Annotated in this window: 17 protein-coding genes; 9 read left to right on the top strand and 8 right to left on the bottom strand. The window is 69.0% G+C overall.

The window, feature by feature from the left end; all coding sequences use genetic code 11:
- Positions 1–4: 4 nt before the first annotated feature.
- The gene (locus ACQEVG_RS29400; RefSeq protein ID WP_432989306.1) at positions 5–811 is read left to right on the top strand and encodes a PaaX family transcriptional regulator; all 807 of its coding nucleotides are present in this window, start codon (positions 5–7) and stop codon (positions 809–811) included.
- An 87-nt stretch (positions 812–898) separates the two neighbouring features.
- Complete coding sequence (locus ACQEVG_RS29395) at positions 899–1,027, top strand: hypothetical protein (RefSeq protein WP_432989304.1); 129 nt, start codon at positions 899–901, stop codon at positions 1,025–1,027.
- On the opposite strand, the gene ACQEVG_RS29390 is transcribed toward ACQEVG_RS29395, so the two are convergent.
- Positions 1,014–3,449, bottom strand: coding sequence for a bifunctional salicylyl-CoA 5-hydroxylase/oxidoreductase (locus tag ACQEVG_RS29390; protein WP_432989302.1), 2,436 nt, complete (start codon positions 3,447–3,449; stop codon positions 1,014–1,016). The genes ACQEVG_RS29395 and ACQEVG_RS29390 overlap by 14 nt on opposite strands.
- Before the next feature lie 2 nt (positions 3,450–3,451).
- Positions 3,452–4,279: an enoyl-CoA hydratase family protein gene (locus ACQEVG_RS29385; protein WP_432989300.1), complete on the bottom strand. Its 828-nt coding sequence runs from the start codon at positions 4,277–4,279 to the stop codon at positions 3,452–3,454.
- Between the two features lie 242 nt (positions 4,280–4,521).
- On the opposite strand from ACQEVG_RS29385, the gene ACQEVG_RS29380 reads away from it, so the two are divergent.
- On the top strand, positions 4,522–4,941 hold the full coding sequence (locus ACQEVG_RS29380) for an ATP-binding protein (protein WP_432989298.1): 420 nt from the start codon (positions 4,522–4,524) through the stop codon (positions 4,939–4,941).
- Between the two features lie 107 nt (positions 4,942–5,048).
- Here the strand turns inward: ACQEVG_RS29380 and argF are convergent, their stop codons facing one another.
- From argF to ACQEVG_RS29350, 6 genes are all read right to left on the bottom strand, one after another.
- Entirely contained in the window at positions 5,049–6,059 is a 1,011-nt protein-coding gene (gene argF, locus ACQEVG_RS29375) for an ornithine carbamoyltransferase (protein ID WP_432989296.1), read from the bottom strand.
- Between the two features lie 98 nt (positions 6,060–6,157).
- Positions 6,158–7,390, bottom strand: a complete 1,233-nt coding sequence (locus tag ACQEVG_RS29370) for an arginine deiminase (protein WP_432989294.1) — start codon at positions 7,388–7,390, stop codon at positions 6,158–6,160.
- A gap of 385 nt (positions 7,391–7,775) precedes the next feature.
- Positions 7,776–10,331, bottom strand: a complete 2,556-nt coding sequence (locus tag ACQEVG_RS29365; protein ID WP_432989292.1) for a polynucleotide kinase-phosphatase — start codon at positions 10,329–10,331, stop codon at positions 7,776–7,778.
- Positions 10,328–11,803 (bottom strand): 3' terminal RNA ribose 2'-O-methyltransferase Hen1, encoded by a 1,476-nt coding sequence (locus tag ACQEVG_RS29360; protein ID WP_432989290.1) that lies wholly within the window; start codon positions 11,801–11,803, stop codon positions 10,328–10,330. The genes ACQEVG_RS29365 and ACQEVG_RS29360 overlap by 4 nt, the downstream gene beginning before the upstream one ends.
- A 342-nt stretch (positions 11,804–12,145) precedes the next feature.
- The gene (locus tag ACQEVG_RS29355) at positions 12,146–12,646 is read right to left on the bottom strand and encodes a flavin reductase family protein (protein ID WP_432989288.1); all 501 of its coding nucleotides are present in this window, start codon (positions 12,644–12,646) and stop codon (positions 12,146–12,148) included.
- A complete protein-coding gene (locus ACQEVG_RS29350) occupies positions 12,643–13,128 on the bottom strand; it encodes an NADPH-dependent FMN reductase (protein ID WP_432989286.1) in 486 nt (161 codons plus the stop codon). Before ACQEVG_RS29350 ends, ACQEVG_RS29355 begins: the two co-directional genes overlap by 4 nt.
- A gap of 248 nt (positions 13,129–13,376) precedes the next feature.
- On the opposite strand from ACQEVG_RS29350, the gene ACQEVG_RS29345 reads away from it, so the two are divergent.
- From ACQEVG_RS29345 to ACQEVG_RS29320, 6 genes are all read left to right on the top strand, one after another.
- On the top strand, positions 13,377–14,702 hold the full coding sequence (locus tag ACQEVG_RS29345; protein WP_432989284.1) for an NtaA/DmoA family FMN-dependent monooxygenase: 1,326 nt from the start codon (positions 13,377–13,379) through the stop codon (positions 14,700–14,702).
- 75 nt (positions 14,703–14,777) lie between these two features.
- Positions 14,778–16,070, top strand: a complete 1,293-nt coding sequence (locus tag ACQEVG_RS29340) for an MFS transporter (RefSeq protein WP_432989282.1) — start codon at positions 14,778–14,780, stop codon at positions 16,068–16,070.
- A 290-nt stretch (positions 16,071–16,360) separates the two neighbouring features.
- Entirely contained in the window at positions 16,361–17,986 is a 1,626-nt protein-coding gene (locus ACQEVG_RS29335; RefSeq protein ID WP_432989280.1) for an ABC transporter substrate-binding protein, read from the top strand.
- 103 nt (positions 17,987–18,089) lie between these two features.
- Positions 18,090–20,072: a dipeptide ABC transporter ATP-binding protein gene (locus tag ACQEVG_RS29330; protein ID WP_432989278.1), complete on the top strand. Its 1,983-nt coding sequence runs from the start codon at positions 18,090–18,092 to the stop codon at positions 20,070–20,072.
- 205 nt (positions 20,073–20,277) lie between these two features.
- Entirely contained in the window at positions 20,278–21,588 is a 1,311-nt protein-coding gene (locus ACQEVG_RS29325) for an NtaA/DmoA family FMN-dependent monooxygenase (RefSeq protein ID WP_432989276.1), read from the top strand.
- Between the two features lie 63 nt (positions 21,589–21,651).
- On the top strand, positions 21,652–22,968 hold the full coding sequence (locus tag ACQEVG_RS29320) for an NtaA/DmoA family FMN-dependent monooxygenase (RefSeq protein WP_432989274.1): 1,317 nt from the start codon (positions 21,652–21,654) through the stop codon (positions 22,966–22,968).
- Positions 22,969–22,974 lie beyond the last annotated feature (6 nt).

The raw sequence follows: 22,974 nt of genomic DNA, 5'->3' as shown, positions 1-22,974 counted from the left end.
TCACGTGGCCGAGCAGCACACTCCCCGTTCCCTGATCGTCACCCTCTACGGCGCGTACGGACGCGAACGGCCGGGTCCCCTCGCCGTGGCCGAACTCATCCGTCTGCTTGCGGTCCTGGGCGTCGACGCGCCGTCCGTGCGCTCATCGGTCTCCCGGCTCAAACGCCGGGGCCTGCTGGTGCCCGAGCGCACCGCGGACGGTGCGGCCGGATACTCCCTGTCGGCCGACGCCCGTCAGCTGCTCGACGACGGCGACCGGCGGATCTACGCCCGTCAGTCCCCGCTGCTCTCCGACGGCTGGGTGCTCGCGGTCTTCTCGGTGCCCGAGGCCGAGCGCCACAAGCGCCATCTGATGCGTTCGCGGCTGGGGCGGCTCGGCTTCGGGTCGGCGGCACCGGGGGTGTGGATCGCGCCCGCGCGGCTGTACGAGGAGACACGGCACACGTTGCGCCGGCTCCAACTCGACCCGTATGTCGAACTGTTCCGCGCCCAGCATCTCGGTTTCGCGGCGACGGCGGAGGCGGTGGCGCGCTGGTGGGACCTGGGCGCGATCGCCAAGGAGCACGAGGAGTTCCTGGATCTGCACGAGCCGGTGCTGCGGGCGTGGGAGGCGCGCGACGAGGTGCCCGCGCGGGAGGCGTACCGGGACTATCTGCCGACGCTGGACTCCTGGCGGCGGCTGCCGTACATCGATCCGGGACTGCCGCCCGAACTGCTGCCGCAGGGCTGGCCGGGCGGCCGGTCCGCGGAGGTCTTCGCGCGCCTGCACGCACGGCTGCGGGACGCGGGCGCGGCCTTCGTGCACCCGTGAACGGTGCGCCCGCGTCGTATCCGGGCATGAGCGAGACCCCGCAGGGGCGGCTCCGGTGCGCCGTCGGGCGCGGGCGGGGGACCGCCGATGACGCGGGAGCAGGCCAAGAAGCACGCCACGATGCTGGAGCGGATCGCCGCGGACGGCCGGCGTACGTACCACGGCGACCCGCATCCCGATCCATGCCGGTGCCACGAGTGCCTCAGTTCAGAGTGAGCCGGGGCCTGGGCGCGTCCGTGCGACCGGTCGGGGGTCTGCGGCTGCCTGCCCGGTACTGATCCGGCCAGCTCGCTCCCGGTCCCGCGTAGTCCTGCTCGGCCGCCGCGTGCAACGTCCAGTGCGGGTCGTACAGATGCGGCCTTGCCAGCGCGCAGAGGTCCGCGCGGCCCGCGAGCAGCAGCGAGTTGACGTCGTCCCAGGAGGAGATCGCGCCGACCGCGATGACGGGGACGGAGAGGGTGTTGCGGATCCGGTCGGCGTACGGGGTCTGGTACGAGCGGCCGTACTCCGGCTGTTCGTCCGGCACCACCTGGCCCGTGGAGACGTCGATCGCGTCTGCGCCATGGGCGGCGAAGGCGCGGGCGATCTCGACCGCCTCGTCGGCGGTGTTGCCGCCCGCTGCCCAGTCGGTGGCGGAGATGCGGACGGTCATGGGCCGGTCGTCGGGCCAGATGTCCCTGATCGTGTCGAAGACTTCGAGAGGAAAGCGCAGGCGATGGGCGAGCGGGCCGCCGTAGGCGTCGGTCCGCCGGTTGGTGAGAGGGGAGAGGAAGCCGGAGAGCAGATAGCCGTGGGCGCAGTGCAGTTCGAGGAGGTCGAAGCCGCTGTGCACGGCCCGCCGGGTCGCGGAGGCGAACTGTTCGCGGATCTCGTCGAGTCCCGCGCTGTCGAGCTCCTGCGGGACCTGATTGACGCCGGGGCGGTACGGGAGAGGTGAGGCGGCCGAGACGGCCCAGTTGCCCTCGGGAAGTGGTTCGTCGATGCCCTCCCACATGAGCTTCGTGGAGCCCTTGCGGCCGGAGTGGCCGAGCTGGACGCCAACCGCCGTGCCGGGCGACTGCTGGTGCACGAAGTCGGTGACGCGACGCCAGGCCGCGCCCTGCTGCGCGGTGTAGAGGCCGGTACAGCCGGGGGTGATGCGGCCCTCGGCGCTCACACAGACCATCTCGGTCATCACCAGGCCGGCGCCGCCGAGAGCCCGTGCGCCCAGGTGGACGAGGTGGAAGTCGCCGGGGACGCCGTCCACGGCGGAGTACATGTCCATGGGCGAGACGACGACCCGGTTGCGCAGGGTCAGTCCACGCAGCCGGAAAGGCGTGAACATCGGGGGTGTGCCGGTCGGGCAGCCGAAGTCGCGCTCGACGGAGTCGGTGAACGCCGGGTCGCGCAGCCGCAGATTGTCGTGGGTGACGCGGCGGCTGCGGGTGAGCAGGTTGAAGGCGAACTGCCGGGCCGGCTGGTCGAGACAGGTGGCGATCTCCTCGAACCAGCGCAGGCTGGCGGCGGCCGCGCGCTGCGTCGACTCGACGACCGGGCGGCGCTCGGCCTCGTACGCGGCGAGGGCCTTGTCCAGCGTCGGCTGCTCCTCGACGCAGGCGGCGAGCGCGAGGGCGTCCTCGACGGCGAGCTTGGTGCCGGAGCCGATGGAGAAGTGGGCGGTGTGGGCCGCGTCGCCGATCAGGACCGTATTGCCGTGGGACCAGCGGTCGTTGACGACGGTACGGAAGGCGATCCAGGTGGAGTTGTTGCCACGCAGCGGGCGGCCGCCGAGTGCATCGGCGAAGATCTTGGCGCAGCGGTCGGCCGACTCCTGCTCGTCGCAGACGTCGAGCCCGGCCGCGTGCCAGACCTCCTCGCGCATCTCGACGATGACGGTGCTTTCGTCGAGGGAGAAGGGGTAGCCGTGCAGCTGCATCGCGCCGTACTCGGTCTCGGCGATCTCGAAGCGGAAGGCGTCGAAGGCGAAGTCGGCGGCCAGCCAGATATAGCGGCAGCGGTGGGTGGTGATGCGCGGGGCGAAGGCGTCGGCGTGTGCCTCGCGGGTGAGGCTGTTCACTCCGTCCGCGGCGATGACCAGGTCGTACGAGGCGGCGAGCGCGGCGGCGGGCGGGGCGGGGGTGCGGAAGAGGATGCGTACGCCGAGGTCGGCGCAACGCTGGTGCAGTACGTGGAGAAGCCTGCGCCGCCCGAGCGCGGCGAAGCCGTGTCCGCCGGAGGTGAGGGTGCGGCCGCGGTGGACGATGTCGATGTCGTCCCAGCGGACGAACTGCTCCTGGAGCGCGCGGTGGATGACGGGGTCGGCGTGCTCGATCCCGCCGAGGGTCTCGTCGGAGAGGACGACGCCGAAGCCGAAGGTGTCGTCGGGGGCGTTGCGCTCCCAGACGGTGATCTCGCGGCGGGGGTCGAGCCGTTTCAGAAGTGCCGCGGCGTAGAGCCCGCCGGGTCCGCCACCGATGACGGCGACGCGGAGGGCGCGTCGGCGTGCCTCGGGCACGGCGGCCGTCGACCGGCCGGGCTCGGGGACCCGGACCCCCTGCTCGGCCGGGGAGCCGGAGGTCCGGGCCGGCTGCGGCGCGGGGGGCTTTCCCCCACCCGGCGCCTTCCCGTCACTGGGGCTCCGCCCCGGACCCTCCCCCATCGTCAGCGCCCCCGCCACTTCGGCGCGCGCTTCTCCGTGAACGCCGCGTGGAACTCCGCGTAGTCCTCGCCGTTCATCAGCAGCGCCTGTGTCGCCGCGTCCAGCTCGACCGACGCGGCCAGCGGCATGTCGAGTTCGGCCGTGAGCAGCGCCTTCGTCTGTGCGTACGCAAGGGCCGGGCCGTCCGCCAGAGTGCGGGCCAGTTCGGCTGCGCGTGCGTCCGCCCGGCCCTCCTCCGCCAGCTCGCTGAGCAGCCCGATCCTTTCGGCCTCCGGGGCGCGGACCGGTTCGCCGAGCATCAGCAACCGGGTGGCATGGCCGAGCCCGACGACTCTCGGGAGCAGATACGCCGCCCCCATGTCGCCGCCCGACAGTCCCACCTTGGTGAAGAGGAACGCGAACCGCGCCGACGGGTCCGCGACACGGAAGTCCGCGGCCAGCGCCAGAACCGCACCGGCGCCCGCCGCCACGCCGTGCACGGCCGCGATCACCGGGAACGGGCACTCGCGCAGCGCCCGTACGACCTGTCCCGTCATCCGGTTGAAGTCGAGAAGCTGGGCCGTGTCCATGGAGAGCGTCGCGCCGATGATCTCGTCGACGTCGCCGCCCGAGCAGAATCCGCGCCCTTCCCCGGCCAGCACCAGCGCCCGCACGGAACGTTCCCGCGCCAGCTCGGCCAGCAGATCGCGGAGGTCGGCGTAGGCGCCGAAGGTGAGCGCGTTGAGTTTCTCGGGCCGGGCGAGTGTGACGGTCGCGACCCCGTCGTCCCTGGTGAGCCGCAGATGGCGCCATTCCTGGGTGCCCTGCGCGGAGCCGGAAAAGGGGCTCATGGAGTGTGGCCTCCTTCAGCGGGCGGTCGGCTGCCTGCCTCTCGAAGTTATCACTCATACGTGACTTCCGTCACGAGTGCGCGATACGCAGGTTGTAGCCGACTTGTATCCGGGCAAAGGTCGCGTCCCAGCTGTGGCACAGGTCCCATCCAGGTCGGGTCTCAGCACCCCGTTTGCCCGCCGACGCTTCATAAGGTTGAAGACAGGACCACGCCCCGCGCCGTCGAACGGAACCCCGTACCTTGCTCGAAGCCTCCGGCCCCGCCTCCTGGCGCATCGCCCTGCCGCACACCACGGCCGCCGTGCCGATCGCCCGCGCCCTGATCCGAACGGCGCTGGCGGACATCGAGGTGTCCCCGGACAGCGACACGGCCGAGCTGCTCACGGCGGAGCTCGTCGCCAACGCGGTCGAGCACACCCGCACCGGGACCCCCATCAAGCTGGTGGTGGAGCTGCTGCCGACGGGCTGCCAGGTGGAGGTCCATGACGGCGACCCTGCCCTGCCGGGGAATCTGCCCCTGCCCGCGCACGGCTCCCGGCCCGGCCCCTGGCAGGAGCACGGCCGGGGTCTGCTGCTGATCCGCGCGCTGAGCTCGGCCTGCGGGCACCGCCCCACCGACAGCGGCAAGGCGGTCTGGTTCACGCTCTCGTCGCGGAGCTGACGACTGAAAGCGGGGCCCGGGCATGCGAGCCCGAACCCCACTCATCGGCGTCAGGCCTACGGATGCCGCCTCTGGGCGGGTACGTCGGCGGCCACGTCGGCAGGTACCTAGTGATCCGGTCCGGCGAGGGTGGCGACCATGATCGCCTTGATCGTGTGCATACGGTTCTCCGCCTCGTCGAAGACGACGGAGTGGTCCGACTCGAAGACCTCGTCCGTGACTTCGAGCTCGGTCAGGCCGTGCCGCTCATGGATCTCCCGGCCGACCTTGGTGCCCAGATCGTGGAAGGCCGGCAGACAGTGCAGGAACTTCACATCCGCGGTGCCTGTGGCGCGCAGCACGTCCATCGTCACCGCGTACGGGCCGAGCAGCGCTATCCGCTCGTCCCAGACCTCCTTCGGCTCCCCCATCGAGACCCACACGTCGGTGGCGACGAAGTCCGCCCCGCGCACACCCTCCTTGACGTCCTCGGTGAGCGTGACGCGGGCGCCCGACAGGTCCGCCAGCCTGCGCGCGAGCGCCACGATCGTCTCGTCCGGCCAGAGCAGTCGGGGTGCGACGATCCTTACGTCCATGCCCAGCAGCGCGCCCGTTACCAGGTAGGAGTTGCCCATGTTGTAGCGGGCGTCACCGAGATAGGCGTACGCGACCCGGTCCAACGGCTTGTCGGTGTGCTCGGTCATCGTCAGCACATCGGCGAGCATCTGGGTGGGATGCCACTCATCGGTGAGCCCGTTGTAGACGGGGACTCCGGCGTGCGTGGCCAGCTCCTCCACAACACCCTGACCGTGCCCGCGGTACTCGATGGCGTCGTACATCCGGCCGAGCACGCGAGCGGTGTCCTTCACCGACTCCTTGTGCCCTATCTGCGAGCCGAACGGATCGAGGTAGGTGGTCGACGCGCCCTGGTCGGCGGCCGCGACCTCGAAGGCGCAGCGGGTACGGGTGGAGGTCTTCTCGAAGATCAGCGCGATGTTCCTGCCCCGCAGCCGCTGCACCTCGGCACCCGCCCGCTTGGCAGCCTTCAGCTCGGCGGCCAGGTCGATCAGGCCGCGGAACTCCTCGGCGGTGAAGTCCAGCTCCTTGAGGAAGTGGCGGCCTTCGAGATGTATCGCCATGGTGGCTGCTCCTGGGTCGCGGACGCGATGACCGTGGAAGTATATACGATGCTCTGCATTGCTATACAGGCCCCCGGGGCCGCCGGTCCCCGGGACCGCTAGACGCCATCGCGCTCGATCGGACAGCTCATACAGCGAGGCCCTCCCCGGCCGCGCCCCAGTTCGCTGCCCGGGATCTCGATCACTTCGATGCCCTGTTTGCGCAGATGGGTGTTGGTGGTGACATTGCGCTCGTATGCGACGACGACCCCGGGCTCCACGGCGAGGACGTTGCAGCCGTCGTCCCACTGCTCGCGTTCCGCCGCGTGCACGTCCTGGGTGGCCGTGAGCACCCTGATCTCCTTCAGGCCCAGCGCGGCGGCGATCGCGCTGTGCATCTGCTCGGGCGGATGGTCGGAGACCCTGAGCGCCATGGGGCCTTCGGCCGGTTCGATGGTGTACGAGCGGAGCATGCCGAGCCCCCCGTACTGGGTGAAGGTGTCGCCGTCGACCATCGTCATCACGGTGTCGAGATGCATGAGAGCCCGCCGCTTGGGCATGTCCAGCGCCACGATGGTCCGGGCCGAACCGGCGGCGAACAGCCCGCGCGCCAGCATCTCCACGGCCTGCGGAGTAGTGCGCTCGCTCATCCCGATCAGCACCGCGCCATTGCCGATGACCAGGACGTCACCGCCCTCAATGGTGGAGGGGTAGTCGTCCTGCCCCTCCGACCAGTGGTGGAAATCTCCGGCCCGCGGGCCGGTGAAGTGGGGGTGGTGCTTGTAGATCGCCTCGAAGTGGACGGTCTCGCGCTGCCTGGCCGGCCAGCGCATCGCGTTGATGGACACGCCGTCGTAGATCCAGGCGGAGGTGTCACGGGTGAACAGGTGATTGGGGAGGGGGCGCAGGAGAAAGTCGTCCAGGTCCATCACGTGGAAGCGGACGGATGTCGGCTCGGTGTGACCGGCGAGGAACTCCCGCTTGGTCATCCCGCCGACCAGCGCCTCGACCAGATCCTGAGTCGGCAGCTCGTCGAACGCGGCCCGGAGGTGATCGGTGGCGAGCGGCCCGTACTCCTTCTCGGCGAAGACCCGGTCCAGGACGAGCTTTCTGGCCTCCGGGATCTCCAGCGACTCGCGCAGCAGATCGCCGAACAGGTGCACCTCGACCCCGCGGTCACGGAGCACGTCCGCGAAGCCGTCGTGCTCATGCCGGGCACGGCGCACCCACAGCACATCGTCGAAGAGCAGAGCGTCCTTGTTGCTCGGAGTGAGGCGCTTCAGCTCGAGATCTGGCCGGTGCAGTATGACCTGGCGCAGCCGCCCGGTCTCGGAGTCGACATGGAATCCCATGACCCCATACTCGCCGCGCGGAGCCCGGTTCACCCGGCGAATGGCCCACTCATCTGCCGAATCCGCCGCCGGGCGTACGGGACGACCCACAGCGGGCCCGAGCCACGGACCCCGGAACGGTCCCACCCGGCGGCACACGCCGGCCCCACCGGGGGCCGGGATCGTCCCGTCCGCGGGGCGCGTCGGGACGGCCCGTGGCGGCCAAGGTCGTCCCGCCCGGCGGCGAGCCGCGTCAGCCCGGGCGCCGGGATCGTTTGGGGCGCCCGCACGCCGGACCCGCCCGCACTCCGGACCCCGCCCGCACGCCGGGTCGGCCCGCGCGCCGGGATCGTCCAGCCTGCGGGGAGGCAGTGACAGTGCCTCCCCGCAAGCCGTGCGGCTGGGTTCACAGCCGGGGGTCGACCGGCTCCGACTCCAGTGCCAGCACCGCGAAGACGGCTTCGTGGATCCGCCACAGCGGCTCCCCCTCGGCCAGCCGGTCCAGAGCCTCGAGCCCCAGCGCGTACTCGCGCAGCGCGAGCGAGCGCTTGTGGTTCAGGAACCGGTTGCGCAGGCGCTCCAGGTTCTCCGGGCGGGTGTACTCGGGACCGTAGATGATCCGCAGGTACTCCCGGCCGCGTACCTTGATGCCGGGCTGTACGAGCCGGCCCTTCTCGTCCCGGGCGAGGGCCTGGAGCGGCTTGACGACCATGCCTTCGCCGCCCCTGCCGGTCATCTCCAGCCACCAGTCGACACCGGCCGCGACCGAGGCCTCGTCGCCGGTCTCGACGATCAGGCGGCGGGTCACCTGGAGCAGGCCCGTGGGGTCGTGCTCCACCAGCCGGTCCAGCCACGCCAGTTGCTCGTCGTGCGGCACGCAGGCGAGCGAACGCCCCTGCACGGCGAGGATCTGGAACGGAGCGAGCCGCACGCCGTCCAGCCCTTCGGTCGTCCAGCAGTAGCGCCGGTACGCCTCGGTGAACGCGGCCGCGTCACCTGCGCGTTCGCGCTGCTTGGCCAGCAGTCCGTGCACCGGGACGCCGCGCGTGACCGCTGCTTCGAGGGCCGCGGTGGCGCTCGGCAGGACCGCGCCGGACGCGGCGCCGACCGCCGCGTACTGCGAGCGCAGCAGCCCGGACGCCTTGAGCGACCAGGGCATCAGCTCGGCGTCCAGGAGCAGCCAGTCAGTGTCGAGTTCCCGCCACAGACCGGCCTCGGTGACCGCTGTACGCAGCCGGGCGAGGATCTCCTCGGTCACGGCCGGGACGTCGAAGAACGGCCGCCCGGTACGGGTGTGCAGCGCGCCGGTCGGTCCTTCGACCCCGAAGCGCTCGCGCGCCGCCGCGGCGTCACGGCAGACGAGCGCCACCGCCCGCGAGCCCATGTGCTTCTCCTCGCACACGACCTTCGCGACGCCGTCCGCCCGGTACTGCGCGAAAGCCTCGACCGGATGCTCCAGGTATCCATCCTCCTTCGAGGTCGCGGTCGGCGACATCGTCGGCGGCAGATAGGCGAGCAGCCGAGGGTCGACCGCGAAGCGGCTCATGACTTCGAGCGCCGCCGCGGCGTTCTCCTCACGCACGCCGATGCGGGCCATGTGCCGGGTCTCCACGACCCGCCGCCCCTGCACATCGGCGAGGTCCAGCGGCCGGCCCTCGCGGCCGCCGGGCGCCTCGGTGACAAGGGGTTTGGCCGGCTCGTACCAGACCTTCTCGGCCGGTACGTCGACGAGCTCGCGCTCCGGCCAGCGCAGAGCGGTCATCTTTCCGCCGAAGACCGCTCCGGTGTCCAGGCAGATGGTGTTGTTGATCCATGAGGTGTTGGGCACGGGTGTGTGGCCGTAGACCACGGCGGCCCGGCCCCGGTAGTCCTCCGCCCACGGGTAACGCACGGGCAGGCCGAACTCGTCGGTCTCGCCGGTCGTGTCGCCATACAGCGCGTGCGAGCGGACTCGCCCGGAGGTGCGCCCGTGGTACTTCTCGGGCAGACCGGCGTGGCAGACGACCAGCTTGCCCCCGTCGAGGACGTAGTGGCTGACGAGGCCGTCGATGAACTCCCGCACCTGCTCGCGGAAGGCGTCGTCCTCCTTCTCCAACTGCTCGATGGTCTCGGCGAGTCCGTGCGTGTGCTGGACGTTTCTGCCCTTGAGCCAGCGTCCGAGCTTGTTCTCGTGGTTCCCGGGCACGCACAGCGCGTTGCCGGACGCGACCATGCTCATCACCCGGCGCAGTACGCCGGGGCTGTCCGGCCCCCGGTCGACGAGGTCACCGACGAACACGGCCGTACGCCCATCGGGGTGTGCCCCATCCACATAGCCGAGCGTGGCGAGCAGGGTCTCCAGCTCGGAGCGGCAGCCATGGATGTCGCCGATGATGTCGAACGGACCCGTGAGGTGGGTCAGGTCGTTGTAGCGTCGCTCCAGGACGACCTCGGCGGCCTCGACCTCCTCCACGCTGCGCAGGATGTGCACCTTGCGGAAGCCCTCGCGCTCAAGGCCGCGCAGCGAACGGCGCAGTTCGCGGCGGTGGCGCTGGATGACATGGCGGGGCATGCCGGCCCGGTCGGGGCGTGCGGCGTTGCGCTCGGCGCACACCTCCTCCGGCAGGTCGAGGACGATCGCGATCGGCAGCACGTCGTACTGGCGGGCCAGCTGCACCAGCTGTCTGCGGCTCTCCGGCTGCACGCTGGTGGCGTCGACGACGGTCAGCCGACCGGCCGCGAGCCGCTTGCCCGCGATGTAGTGCAGTACGTCGAAGGCGTCTTTGCTCGCGCTCTGGTCGTTCTCGTCATCGGCGACGAGGCCGCGGCAGAAGTCCGAGGAGATGACCTCGGTGGGCTTGAAGTGCTTACGGGCGAACGTGGACTTGCCGGAGCCGGTGGCGCCGATGAGGACGACCAGGGACAGGTCGGTCACCGGGAGCGTGCGCCTCGTCGAGGCGGTGTTCGTCGTGGTACTCGTCATGCTGCCTTCGCCTCCTTCGCGGCCTCGGTCTTGTCGGTCCTGGTGAACACGGCCATCTGGGTCGGCGGCCCCACCTCGGGGTCGTCGGGCCCCACGGGGACGAACTCGACGCCGTAGCCGTCCCGTTCGGCGACGGCCCCCGCCCAGGCGCGGAACTCGGCGCGCGTCCACTCGAAGCGGTGGTCGCCGTGGCGCACATGCCCGGCGGGCAGCGTCTCCCAGCGGACGTTGTACTCGACGTTGGGCGTGGTGACGATCACGGTCCGCGGCCGGGCGGACCCGAACACGGCGTACTCCAACGCGGGCAGCCGCGGCAGATCGAGGTGTTCGATGACCTCGCTGAGCACGGCGGCGTCGTATCCGGCCAGCCGCTTGTCCGTATAGGTGAGTGAACCCTGCAGCAGCGTGACCCGCGCGGCCTGCCGCTCGCCCATCCGGTCCAGTTTCAGCCGGCGCCCGGCGATGGTCAGCGCGCGTACCGACACATCGACTCCGACGATCTCGGTGAAGCGCACGTCCTTGAGCAATGCCTGCACCAACTGGCCCTGACCGCAGCCCAGATCGAGCACGCGGCTCGCCCCGGCACCGTGCAGCGCCTGGAGAATCGCCTCCCGCCGCTGCTCGGCGAGCGGCACCGGCTTCTCCTCGGTGTCGGTTGTCTCGTCCACGGCGTTGTCCACATCCTCGACCTCGAGGTCGTCGGACTCCGCGAGCCGCACCAGCTCGAGCCGCTCCATCGCCTGCCGGGTCAGCCCCCAGCGCCGGGACAGATAGCGACTCGTGATCAGCTTCTGCTCGGGGTGCTCGGCCAGCCAGCCCTCGCCGGCCCGCAGCAGCTTGTCCACCTCGTCGGGCGCGACCCAGTAGTGCTTGGCGTCATCGAGCACCGGCAGCAGGACGTACAGCTGGCGCAGCGCGTCGGCGAGCCGCAGCTCCCCCTCCAGCACCAGCTGTACGTAACGCGAGTCGCCCCACTCGGGGAACTGCTGGTCCAGCGCCACCGGCTGCGCCTCCACCGACGTCCAGCCCAGCGGCCCGAAGAGCTTGCGGACCAGCTCGGCGCCACCGCGCGCGGGCAGCGCGGGCACCTCGATACGCAGGGGTATCGCGGCCTCGGCACGCTCGGGCCGCGCGGCGCAGACACCCCGCAGGGCGCTCTTGAAGACGGTGCTCATGGCGACGGACAGCAACGAGGACGCGGCGTACGGCCGGTCGTTGACGTACTGCGCGAGCGCCGAATCGGGCGCGCCGCCACGGCCCTTGCCCTTGCCGCGCCGCACGAGCGCCACCGGATCCACCTCCAGCAGCAGCGCGGCCGTGCAGCGCTCGGCGGACGCCTCGGGGTAGAAGACATGCGCCGTGCCGTGCGAGGTGGAGAACGCCTGCGCCTTGTCGGGGTGCTTGTGCAGCAGAAAGCCGAGGTCGGTGGCGGGACGTTCTGGAGTACCGCTCGTACTGATCGTCAGGAACATCCGACGCACCTCTTGATCTTTGCTTGCACGGGGTTGAAACGACTGTGACCTGCTAGGACGGGCTTCCGAGGCTATAGGAGGCGGTCGGAGCCAACCACTGGGTTTCGACCCCGATTCGACCCGGTCCGCATACGAAAGCCTCCAGGACGGCAATCCTGGAGGCTTGGCTTGGTGCCGATCGGAGGTCGGTCCGCCGACTCAACGGCGCAGTGAATCAGCTCGGTCGAGTTCAGATGGCGGCTCACCGGCCAAAGCCGGCGAGCCGCCGTCGCCGAGGCGAATGCCGAGCTGGGAACCCAGCTCCCGGAAGCCCAGCGCAAGCGCCAATCGGCGTCCCCGCTTTCATGCGCTCGATGCGAGCTCGTGGAAGTTGCTGCGGTGGAAGACAATCGGGGGGACATCGGGGTAGATGTCGAGCGCCTCGATCTTCAGCAGCACAATCGCGTGATCGCCTGCCACGACGACGTCGTAGATGGAGCACTCCAGCCACAGCGTGGCGCCGTGCACGAAAACCGCCCCACTTCCGGTGGCGACCCAGTCGACGGTGTCGAAGCGGTCACCGTTCTTCGATGCGAGCGAACGCGCCACCGAACGGTGCTCGCTGGCCAGCACACTCAGCCCCAGGCGACGTGCCTCGGCCAGCCGCGGCCAGGTCGAGGACGTGTTCGCCACGCAGACGGACACCAGTGCCGGATCCAGCGAGACGGAGGTGAACGAGCTGGCGGCCATCCCCTCGGGGACGCCGTCCAACATCCCGCAGAAGGCGGTCACGCCACTGGGGAAGCAGCCGAACGCCTGCCGAAGCAAGACGTCGTCGAACCGCCCGTCGGATGCGCGGATCACGGCGTCACCGCCGGGACGTACTTCCTGGCCGACTCGAGCCAGGCGGCCAGGTCCGGCGAGGTCGCGTACTCCGAGTCGATCAGGTACAGGCTCGGCGCGGGACAGCTGGCTCCGATCTCAACCAGCACCGGACGCAGGGTCAGTTCAGGCGCGAGCGCGTGTTGAAGTCCGGCCCCGAGCATGACGGGGAACGTCGGGATCCCGCCGAGCTCACCTTGCCCGAACTGGTCGAGAAACAGTTTGAGGAGACCCGTGTACGTGGCCTTGAACGTCGGTGACGCCACCACGAGCGAGTCGGCACCCAGCACCGTGGCCTTGGCCGCGGCCACCTTGGGGTCACCCCATCCGAGCAGCCCGGCCCCGAGATCCACCACGTCGACAACTGCAACCGGCGCGCTCCCGCTGAGCTCGCGAGCGATCAGCTCGGCGGCAGCTCGGGTACGCGACATCGGCTTGGGGTTGCCGACAACAACGACCGTCATGATTAGTCCTCCACAGCAGCAGACGAATGCTGACCCCCTCAGTCAAGGAGCGGCGGATTTCCCGGTCAGGTTCGCGCAGTAAACCCTCCATTGCGCCGATGCGACCCCGTCGACAGAACTGCCTGGACGGCGCAATCGCCGCGGAACGGTCGGGATCCGCCGGTGTCACGCCGCCTGTCTAGTTTCCCGTACCAAGGTCGACGGCAGCACCGGACGCCGTCGTCGCGTGGAGAGATCGGGAGGCCGGGTTGCAAGCCAAGAAGTTCCACCTGGGTTGGTTCATGAACGGCTATCGCGTGCACGGCTGGCGGGACCAGTGGATCGGCACCCACAAGTCCGAGGGAATGCTCCCGGACTTCTACGTCGACATGGCGCGCTCCTTGGAGCGCGCGTGCTTCGACTACTTCATCATCGAGGACTCGTCGTTCGTGCCCGACGCCTGGCAGGGCAAGCACGATTTCTACGTGGAGAACGCGTACGCGGTCCCCAAGTTCGACCCGTCGGTCCTGGCCTCGATCCTCACCCAGAACACCTCTCGCCTGGGGATCGTCGCGACGCTGGCGATCACGGAGTACCCCCCGTACCTGCTCGCACGGCTCGTCTCGACGATGGACCATGTCTCCCGGGGCCGGGCCGGGTGGAACATGGTCACCGCAAGCTCGGACCGTGCGGCACAGAACTACGGCCACGACGCCCAGCCTGATCACGACATCCGCTACGACATGGCCGAGGAGTTCACCGAGCTGGTCATCAAGCTCTGGGAGTCCTGGGGGCCTGGCTCAATGGTGGTGGACCAGGACGGGATCTTCGCCGACCCTGCCAAGGTGCACCCGGTCGACTTTCACGGGGAGTTCTACAAGTCGCGGGGTCCCATCAACTCGGCTCGCTCCCCGCAGGGCAGGTCTGTCATCGTCCAGGCGGGCGGATCGGAAAAGGGCCGGGCCTACGCGTCGAAGTACGCCGACTCGATCATCGCCTCGGCGACCACGGTCGAGCAGATGAAGGCGTACCGCGACGACGTCCGAGCCCGTGCCGAGGGGCACGGTCGCGACCCGGACTCGGTGAAGGTGCTGTTCCTGGTGTCACCGATCCTGGGCGAGACCCATCAGGCGGCCGTGGACCGTCGACGGCAGGCCCAGGAGGAGGCGGCAGCCAACCCGGTGACGCGCCTCGCCGGGATGGGCTACGCGACGGACATCGACTTCTCCGTCTTCGACCTGGACACCCCGATCAAGGACCTGGCGTCCCTGATGGTGACCAACGGCCACCAGAGCTCGCTGCAGCAGTTCGTCGCACACAACTGGGAACGCACTCTCCGCGAGGTCGCCGTGCAGTCGTCCACCAGCGCCGGTCAGCGCGTCGAGCTGTTGGGAACGCCGTCCGAGGTCGCCGACCAGATGGGTGACGTGATGGCCAGGGTGGGCGGCGACGGGTTCCTGATCACCCAGGACGTCCTCACGCGGCGCTCCATCAGCGAGATCTGCGACGGGCTTGTGCCCGAGCTGCAGAGGCGCGGGCTGACGCGCACCGTGTACTCCCACGAGATGTTCCGCGACAACCTGCTCGAGTTCTGACGTGACCTCGACGTCCTGGGCGGTGCCCCGATCCCCACTCGAGCGCGCGGAAATCCAACGGGCGGTGGACGCCGGATGACCACGGACGAAGCACGATCCACCCCGCACCCGGCCGATCCCGCGCCGCCGAACTCGTTGCGGGCGCTGTTCCAGGTCCCCGGCTACCGCTACCTCTGCGTGAGCTCCTTCATCTGGCACACCACGCGGTGGGGTGGCCTGTTCACCACGAGCTACCTGCTGGTCCAGCTGTCCGGTTCGCCCATCCTCAACCAGGTTGTCGGCGCGCTCATCTTCGCTCCGATGCTCGCCGGTGGCTTCGTGGCCGGGGTGATCAGCGACCGGCTGGATCGCCGCAAACTCGTCCGTCGCGTCCAACTGGTGCTGATCCCCATCGAGTTCGCGATGTTCGGGCTCGTCCAGTCCGGACGGGTCGAGATCTGGATGACCTTCCCTTTCATGTTCGCGCTGGGAATCGGCGGCTTGGTGAACATGACCGCGCAGCGTCCCCTCATCTTCGAGACCGTAGGTCCGCGTTTCGGCGGGCAGGCGATGACGATCGAGTCCACTGCACAGGCGGGGTCGGCCATGTTCGGCACCCTCGGTGGTGGTGCGCTCATCGACCACGTCGGCATGGGGGCGGGATTCGCAGGGATGGGCGTACTGCTCTGCGTCTCAGCGGCCTTGCTGTGGCTGGTCCCCAGTCCTCGCTACGCCACCCCGCGCGACCCCGATGCGCGCGTGTCGATCGCCGCGCAGGCCGCCGCCAGCATCGGGCTCGCCCGGCGCAGCAGGCGCCTGTTGGCCACTCTGGGTGTGACCGTGGCGATGAACCTGTTCATGTTCGGCTACATCCCGCTGGTACCTCTCGTGGCCGATGAGTTCTCCACCGACGCCGTGCTCGCCGGCGCCCTGGGCGCCGCTGCGGGCTGCGGCCAGATCCTCTGCGGAATCGTCCTGAGCACCCGGCCCGTCCACCGGCACGGGCTGGTCTTCGCGGTCGGCTCGATGGTTGCCCTGCTCGGCCTGTTCTGCTTCTCCACCGCGCCTCTGTTCGGACTCGCGTTCCTCGCCTTGTTCGTGGCCGGGACGGGCCAGGCCGGGTTCGGGTCCATGCAGAGTCTCCTCGCGATCGAGTCCGCACACGACACCGAACGCGGTGCCGCTCTCGGGGTGCTCAGCACGGCGATCGGCGCGCTGCCGCTCGGGATGGTGGCGATCGGCGCGGGTGCCGAACTGCTCGGCACGAGGAACGCCCTGATGCTGTCCTCCCTGGTCGGGATGGCCGCGGTGCTGACGGTCCTGCTGCGCCTGCGTGACCTGCTGTCAGCCGCCCCGGAGACTGCCCTCCGCCCCTCTTCCGGGGCCTGAGCACCCCTGGTCAGGGGCTGCCCGCCGGGACAGACGGCGTGCCCGAGCCCCCCGTTGTGACGCGCGTACCTGGCTCTTCCGGGCGCCCTCATGGCATCGGCGGCTTTCGTTACACAGACCTCATCTGTCACGAACCAGGCGCAATAGGAAAGCCACGATGACGACGCTGCAGTGTCACACACCGCCGCTTTGATCCTGCTCAAACAGCGTGGAGACCGGCCGAACGCCTCCACCCCTTCCTCACCGCACTGTCCAAACGCTCTCTGAGCCCCCGTCGTAGGAGGGTCCCCTTGTCCACCAAGACCGAAGACCAGCGCAGCCCGGAGCCGCGCATCCAGCTGAGCCGTCGCAACTTGCTCAAGGCAGGCGGCATCACGCTCGGCAGCGTCAGCCTGATGAGCCTGATCCAGGCGTGTGGCGAAGGGGCCACCGAGGACGGCGCCGGCAACCTCACCCTGCGCATGCCGTTCCTGCAGGACATGCAGGTCCCCGACCCGGACATCATGTACGAGGGCGAGGGCGTCCAGGTCATGCTCGCGTGCTACGACGGCCTCGTCACCTACAAGCCCGGTACTCCCGAGATAGTCCCGCAGCTGGCGGAATCCTGGACGGTGTCCGACGACCAGCTGACCTATACCTTCCTGCTGAAGCCGGGCGTGAAATTCCACGACGGGACACCCGCCGACGCCGAGGCCTGGGTGAAGAGCTTCAAGCGTCGGGCCGCGGTCAACCAGGGGCCGGCCTACATGGTGAAGGGGATGGAGAAGGCCGAGGCGAAGGACGCGACCACCCTCGTCATCAAGCTCAAGGAGCCCAACAACGCCTTCCTCCACTACGCCGCCTGCCCGTGGAAGATGCTGGTGACCAGCCCCACGGCGGTCGCCAAGCACGAGGCGAGCGGCGACCAGGCCCAGAAGTGGCTCAAGACCCACGACGCGGGCACCGGCCCCTACGTCATGAAGCAGTTCGTGCCGGCGAGCCACTACGTCCTGGAAAGATTCGACGGCTACTGGGGCAAACAGCCTTACTTCAAGACGATCCGGATCGAGGTCACTCCCGAGATCGCGACCCAGAAGCTCCAATTGGACCAGGGCGCGTTCGACCTGGTCAGCCATGGGTTCGCCATCGCCGACGTGCTCAGGTACAAGAAGAGCAAGGAGTACTCGGTCACGACGACCACCGGCGCATCGATGATGTCGCTCTACATGAACCCTGACGCGGGACTGTTCAGCGACAAGTCCCTGCGGCAGGCGATGATGACCGCCATCGACCGCGCCACGGCCGTCAAGACGTCCTTCCAGGGGCTCACCACGGTCCAGCAGAACTTCTGGCCGGAGAACATGTTCCCCGACGGGCTTGCGCCCTTCGCCCCGGAGGTCGACCTCGGTCCGCTGACCAAGAAGGTCGCCTCGTTGTCGGACAAGAAGGTCGACTTCGCCTGGGTGTCGTCCAACGGCGCACCGGCCCAGCAGATGGCCGAGCTCATCCAGTCCCAGCTCGCCCCGACCGGGCTGAAGATCACCATCCGGGCGATGCCCTCGGCGGAGTGGTTCGACCTGTGCAATCAGCCGGCTGCCAAGCGGCCGGACATGATCCTGGGAACGATGGGGGGTGACGCGCTGCACCTGGACACCGCGCTGCGGATCTTCCTGCGCACCGGCGCGAAGCCCCTGAACGCGTACCAGTACAGCAACCCCAAGGTGGACGCGCTCATGGACGAGGCGATCACCAAGGGCACCGAGGACAAGACCAACGACGTCTACCTCAGGATCACCAAGATCATCGCAGACGAAGCCTTGTTCGTCCCGTTGTGCCGTATCCCGCAGAACTTCGTCACCCACTCCGGCATCAGCGGCGTCGAGCTCGATTCGTACCTCCCCTACATCTTCAACTCGGCCAAGATCAAACGGGTTTGAGCCGGTAGCGGCGCCTCACTTGCACACGTACCTGGAGGTGCTGGAGCAGAACTCCCACCTCACCTCCATCTTCACCGCCGACAGGTTGAGGAAGGCATGAACGATGACCAGCACCAGCACTTATTCGGGCAGTGCCGCAGTACTCGCCGCACCACTCACCGCAACACGCGCTCGGGTGGAGGACCTCACGGTCACCTTCAGGCGTCGAGGGGTGCCCGTCCACTCGCTGCGCGGCGTTACCCTCGACATCCACCCCGGCGAGATCCTCGCCGTCGTCGGGGAGTCCGGCTCGGGCAAGAGCGTGATGAGTCTGGCCCTCCTCGGGCTGCTCGCGGGCGACCCGATGCCCGTGATCACCGGAAAGGCCGAGGTGTGCGGCGTCGACATGGTGTCCGCGTCGGACGAGGAACGGCGCCGCATGCGCAAGCTGCACCTCGGCGCGGTGTTCCAGGACCCCATGACGTCGCTCAACCCCACGATGCGCGTCGGTCGCCAGGTGGTGGAGGCGACCGGGTCCGAGGAGGAAGCGCTCCGGCTTCTCGACCTCGTCGGAATCCCGGACCCCGGGCGGCGGATGAAGGCGTTCCCCCACGAGCTGTCGGGTGGGCTCAGGCAGCGCGTGATGATCGCCATGGCGGTCGCCGGCAAGCCCGACCTGGTGATCGCAGACGAGCCCACCACGGCACTCGACGTGACGGTGCAGGCTCAGGTCCTCGCGCTCATCCGCGACCTCTGTGACGAGCTCGGCACATCCTTCGTCCTGGTCACTCATGACATTGGCGTGGCCTCCCAGGTGGCGGACCGGATCGCGGTCATGTACGGCGGTCGGGTGGCCGAGGTCGGGAAGAAGGACGAGGTCCTGCGGGCCCCGTCACACCCCTACACCGTAGGCCTGCTGAACGCCCGGCTGGATCTCGGCCTGCCGACCGGCCGGCCGATCCCGGCGCTCCCGGGTGAACCTCCGGACCCTCGGGCACATCCGCGTGGTTGCGCCTTCGCCCCCCGGTGCTCGGCGGCCACCAATGAGTGCGCCGAAACGCTGCCGGTGCTGACCCGTGCGTCCACACACTCGGGTGTCGCAGCCTGCATCGTGCCCGGAGCGACGAGGCAAGAGGCGATACTCGCCGCCGCGTCGTCGTTCCGACCCATGGCCGAGGTCGACGACGACGCTCCCGCGCTGCGGATCAACGGCATCGACAAGCGGTTCACGGTCAGGCGCGGGCTGCTCAAGAAGGACCAGCTCCACGCGCTGCGCAACGTGATCCTCGAGATCGCTCCCGGCGAGTCGATGGCCGTCGTGGGCGAGTCAGGGTCGGGGAAGTCGACGTTGCTCCGTGTCGTCGCAGGGCTGATGGCGCCCGACGGCGGGACCGTCGAGAGACTCGGGGGCCAGCCTCAAATGGTGTTCCAGGATGCCGGTGCCTCGCTCACACCCTGGCTGACGGTGGGCGAGATCGTGGGCGAGCGGCTGATCAAGCAGACCAGCAGGGCAGACCGCCGGGAGCTGGTCGACCGGGCACTGCGCCAGGTGGGGCTTCCCCCGGACGTGGCCGACATCAAGGCGGGCATGCTCTCGGGAGGTCAGCGCCAGCGGGTCGCGTTCGCCAGGGCCGTCATCGTCCCTCCGAAGCTGCTGCTGTGCGACGAGCCCACCTCCGCTCTGGACGCCTCCCTGGCCGCGTCCGTGCTCAACCTGCTTCAAGGCCTGCGGCGCGAGCTCGGGATGGCCGTCATGTTCGTCACCCATGATTTGGCCGCTGCGCGCTTCATCTCCGACCGCACCGCGGTGATGTACCTCGGACAGATCGTCGAGCTGGGGCCGACCGAGGATGTCATCACCTCCCCCAAGCACCCGTACACCAAAGCCCTGCTCGCCGCGATCCCCACCCCTGGGGCCGCGCCCGTGCGACTGCCGGGCGAGCCGGCAAGCCCCCTTTCCGTGCCGTCGGGTTGCTCGTTCCACCCGCGCTGCCGCGAGCGGATCGACAGCTGCTCCACCGAGGCGCCATTCCTCTACTCCATCGACGGCCGCGGCGGTCGGGCCGCCTCGTGTCATCTCACCATGCTCCCCGCGAACGAGGGATGACTGGGCGTGCGTCACCCCGTCGACCCGACGGGCGAACCACGGTCGCAGCGGCGCAATGCGTGGGCTATCACGGCGCCTTCGACGTGACATCGACGCCGGATGTCATGGGGTCACCACGGACCGAGGCACGCAATGGCGCGGTGCCGAACAGCCCGGCGATGGCGTTCGCCGCGGCGGAGGCAGCAGGAGAGGCAGGCAGACACACATGACGAAGATGTTCCACCTGGGTTGGTTCATGAACTTCACGCCGCCGGACTGGCAGTCCGAGGGGGCCTCGCCGGACGTGAAGGACTGGGCCGACGGCAGGTTCCACGTCGACATGGCCCGGTCGATGGAGCGGGCCTGCTTCGACTTCATGATGATCGAGGACACCGTCATGGTGGCCGACGCGTACGGCGGCACGATGGAGGGATCGCTCAAGAACGCCGTCTTCGCGCCCAAGCAGGACCCGGTCCCGCTGGCCGTTCTGGTCGCCGCCAACACGTCCAGAATGGGCGTGGTGGCGACGATGTCGACCTCGTTCTACCCGCCGTACCTGCTGGCCCGCGCCTGCTCCACCGTCGACTCCATCGCCCAGGGCCGGTTCGGCTGGAACATCGTCTCCTCCGCCGAGGACCGCGCCGCCCAGAACTTCGGACTCGAAGGACTTCCCGAGCACGACGAGCGCTACAACGTCGCCGAAGAGTACTTCGACGTCGTCAACCAGCTCTGGGACTCCTGGGAACCCGACGCGGTCGTCATGGACCGCAAGACCCACACCTACGCCGACCACCGCAAGGTCCGCACCATCGACTTCGACGGCAAGTACTTCAAGTCCCGCGGCCCCCTCAACACCGTGCCCTCACCCCAACACCGCCCCGCATTCCTCCAAGCAGGAGCCTCCCCCCGCGGCCGTGCCTTCGCCGCCGGAGCCGCCGACGCGATCATCGCGGTCGGCACCGGCATCAAAGGCATGAAGGAATACCGCGACGACATCCGCGCCCGCGCCGAAGCAGCCGGCCGCAACCCCGACGAGATCAAACTCCTCTTCGTCGTCTCCCCCACCATCGCCACCACCGAAGCCGAAGCGATCGCCGCTCATCAACGCTTCGGCGAGTCGGACCGGTTCGTGGAGAAGGCACTCGTGGGCATCTCGTCCAACACCGAGATCGACTTCAAGCAGTTCGACCTGGACGAGCCGCTCCCCGAAGGCCTGACCACCAACGGCGAACGCGGATCCCTCCAGCACTTCATGCGGGGCGACGGCACCCCCGGCCCCAAGACCCTGCGTCAGCTCGCGATCGCAGCGAGCTCGTTCGGCCTGGAGTTCATTGGGACTCCGGGACAGGTCGCCGACCAGATGCAAACCGTGATGGAGCAGGTCGGCGGCGACGGCTTCCTCATCCACCGCAGGGGACTGACGCGCCGGTACATCACCGAGATCTGCGACGGCCTCGTCCCCGAGCTCCAACGACGTGGGCTGACCCGCACCGAGTACACCAAGGCCACCCTGCGCGACACGCTCCGCGAGTTCTGAACCCACTGCAGACATCGCGGCACTTCCGAGAGAACACCGCGCCACGACCGAGTAGGAGACATCATGCCGAAGAAGTTCCACATGGGTTGGTTCATGAACTTCATCCCGCCGGAGTGGGACGGCGAGTGGGCCTCGCCGGACGTGAAGGACTGGGCCAACGGCAGGTTCTACGTCGACATGGCCCGGTCGATGGAGCGGGCCTGCTTCGACCTGATCATGATCGAGGACACCGTCATGGTGGCCGACGCGTACGGCGGCACCATGGAAGGGGCGTTGAAGCACTCGGCGTTCGCGCCCAAGCAGGACCCGGTCCCGCTGGCCGTTCTGGTCGCCGCCAACACGTCCAGAATGGGCGTGGTGGCGACGATGTCGACCTCGTTCTACCCGCCGTACCTGCTGGCCCGCGCCTGCTCCACCGTCGACTCCATCGCCCAGGGCCGGTTCGGCTGGAACATCGTCTCCTCCGCCGAGGACCGCGCCGCCCAGAACTTCGGACTCGAAGGACTTCCCGAGCACGACGAGCGCTACAACGTCGCCGAAGAGTACTTCGACGTCGTCAACCAGCTCTGGGACTCCTGGGAACCCGACGCGGTCGTCATGGACCGCAAGACCCACACCTACGCCGACCACCGCAAGGTCCGCACCATCGACTTCGACGGCAAGTACTTCAAGTCCCGCGGCCCCCTCAACACCGTGCCCTCACCCCAACACCGCCCCGCATTCCTCCAAGCAGGAGCCTCCCCCCGCGGCCGTGCCTTCGCCGCCGGAGCCGCCGACGCGATCATCGCGGTCGGCACCGGCATCAAAGGCATGAAGGAATACCGCGACGACATCCGCGCCCGCGCCGAAGCAGCCGGCCGCAACCCCGACGAGATCAAACTCCTCTTCGTCGTCTCCCCCACCATCGCCACCACCGAAGCCGAAGCCCGCGCCGAGGTCGAACGGGTTCTCAACCACCCGTCGTACATCGAGAAGTCACTGGTGAGCATCTCGTCCAACACCGAGATCGACTTCAAGCAGTTCGACCTGGACGAGCCGCTCCCCGAGGGCCTGACCACCAACGGCGAACGCGGATCCCTGGAGTACTTCATGCGGGGCGACGGGACCCCCGGCCCCAAGACCCTGCGCGAGTTGGTGCTGCACCGCGCCAAGCGGGGTCTGGAGCTGGTGGGCACTCCGGAGCAGGTCGCCAAGAAGATGGGCGAGGCGATGGAGGAGGTCGGCGGCGACGGTTTCCTGATCAGCAAGCCCGGCTGGGACCTGTCCCGCAACTACATCAACGCCATCTGTGACGGCCTGATGCCCGCGCTGCAGCGCCTCGGGTACACGCGCACCGAGTACACCAAGTCCACCCTGCGCGAGACCCTCCGTGAGTTCTGATCGAGG

It is taken from the genome of Streptomyces sp. CA-135486 (genome assembly GCF_050936555.1).
Lineage (GTDB): Bacteria > Actinomycetota > Actinomycetes > Streptomycetales > Streptomycetaceae > Streptomyces.
Note: the sequence above shows the minus strand (reverse complement) of the source record. Positions and strands in the feature narration are given on the sequence as shown.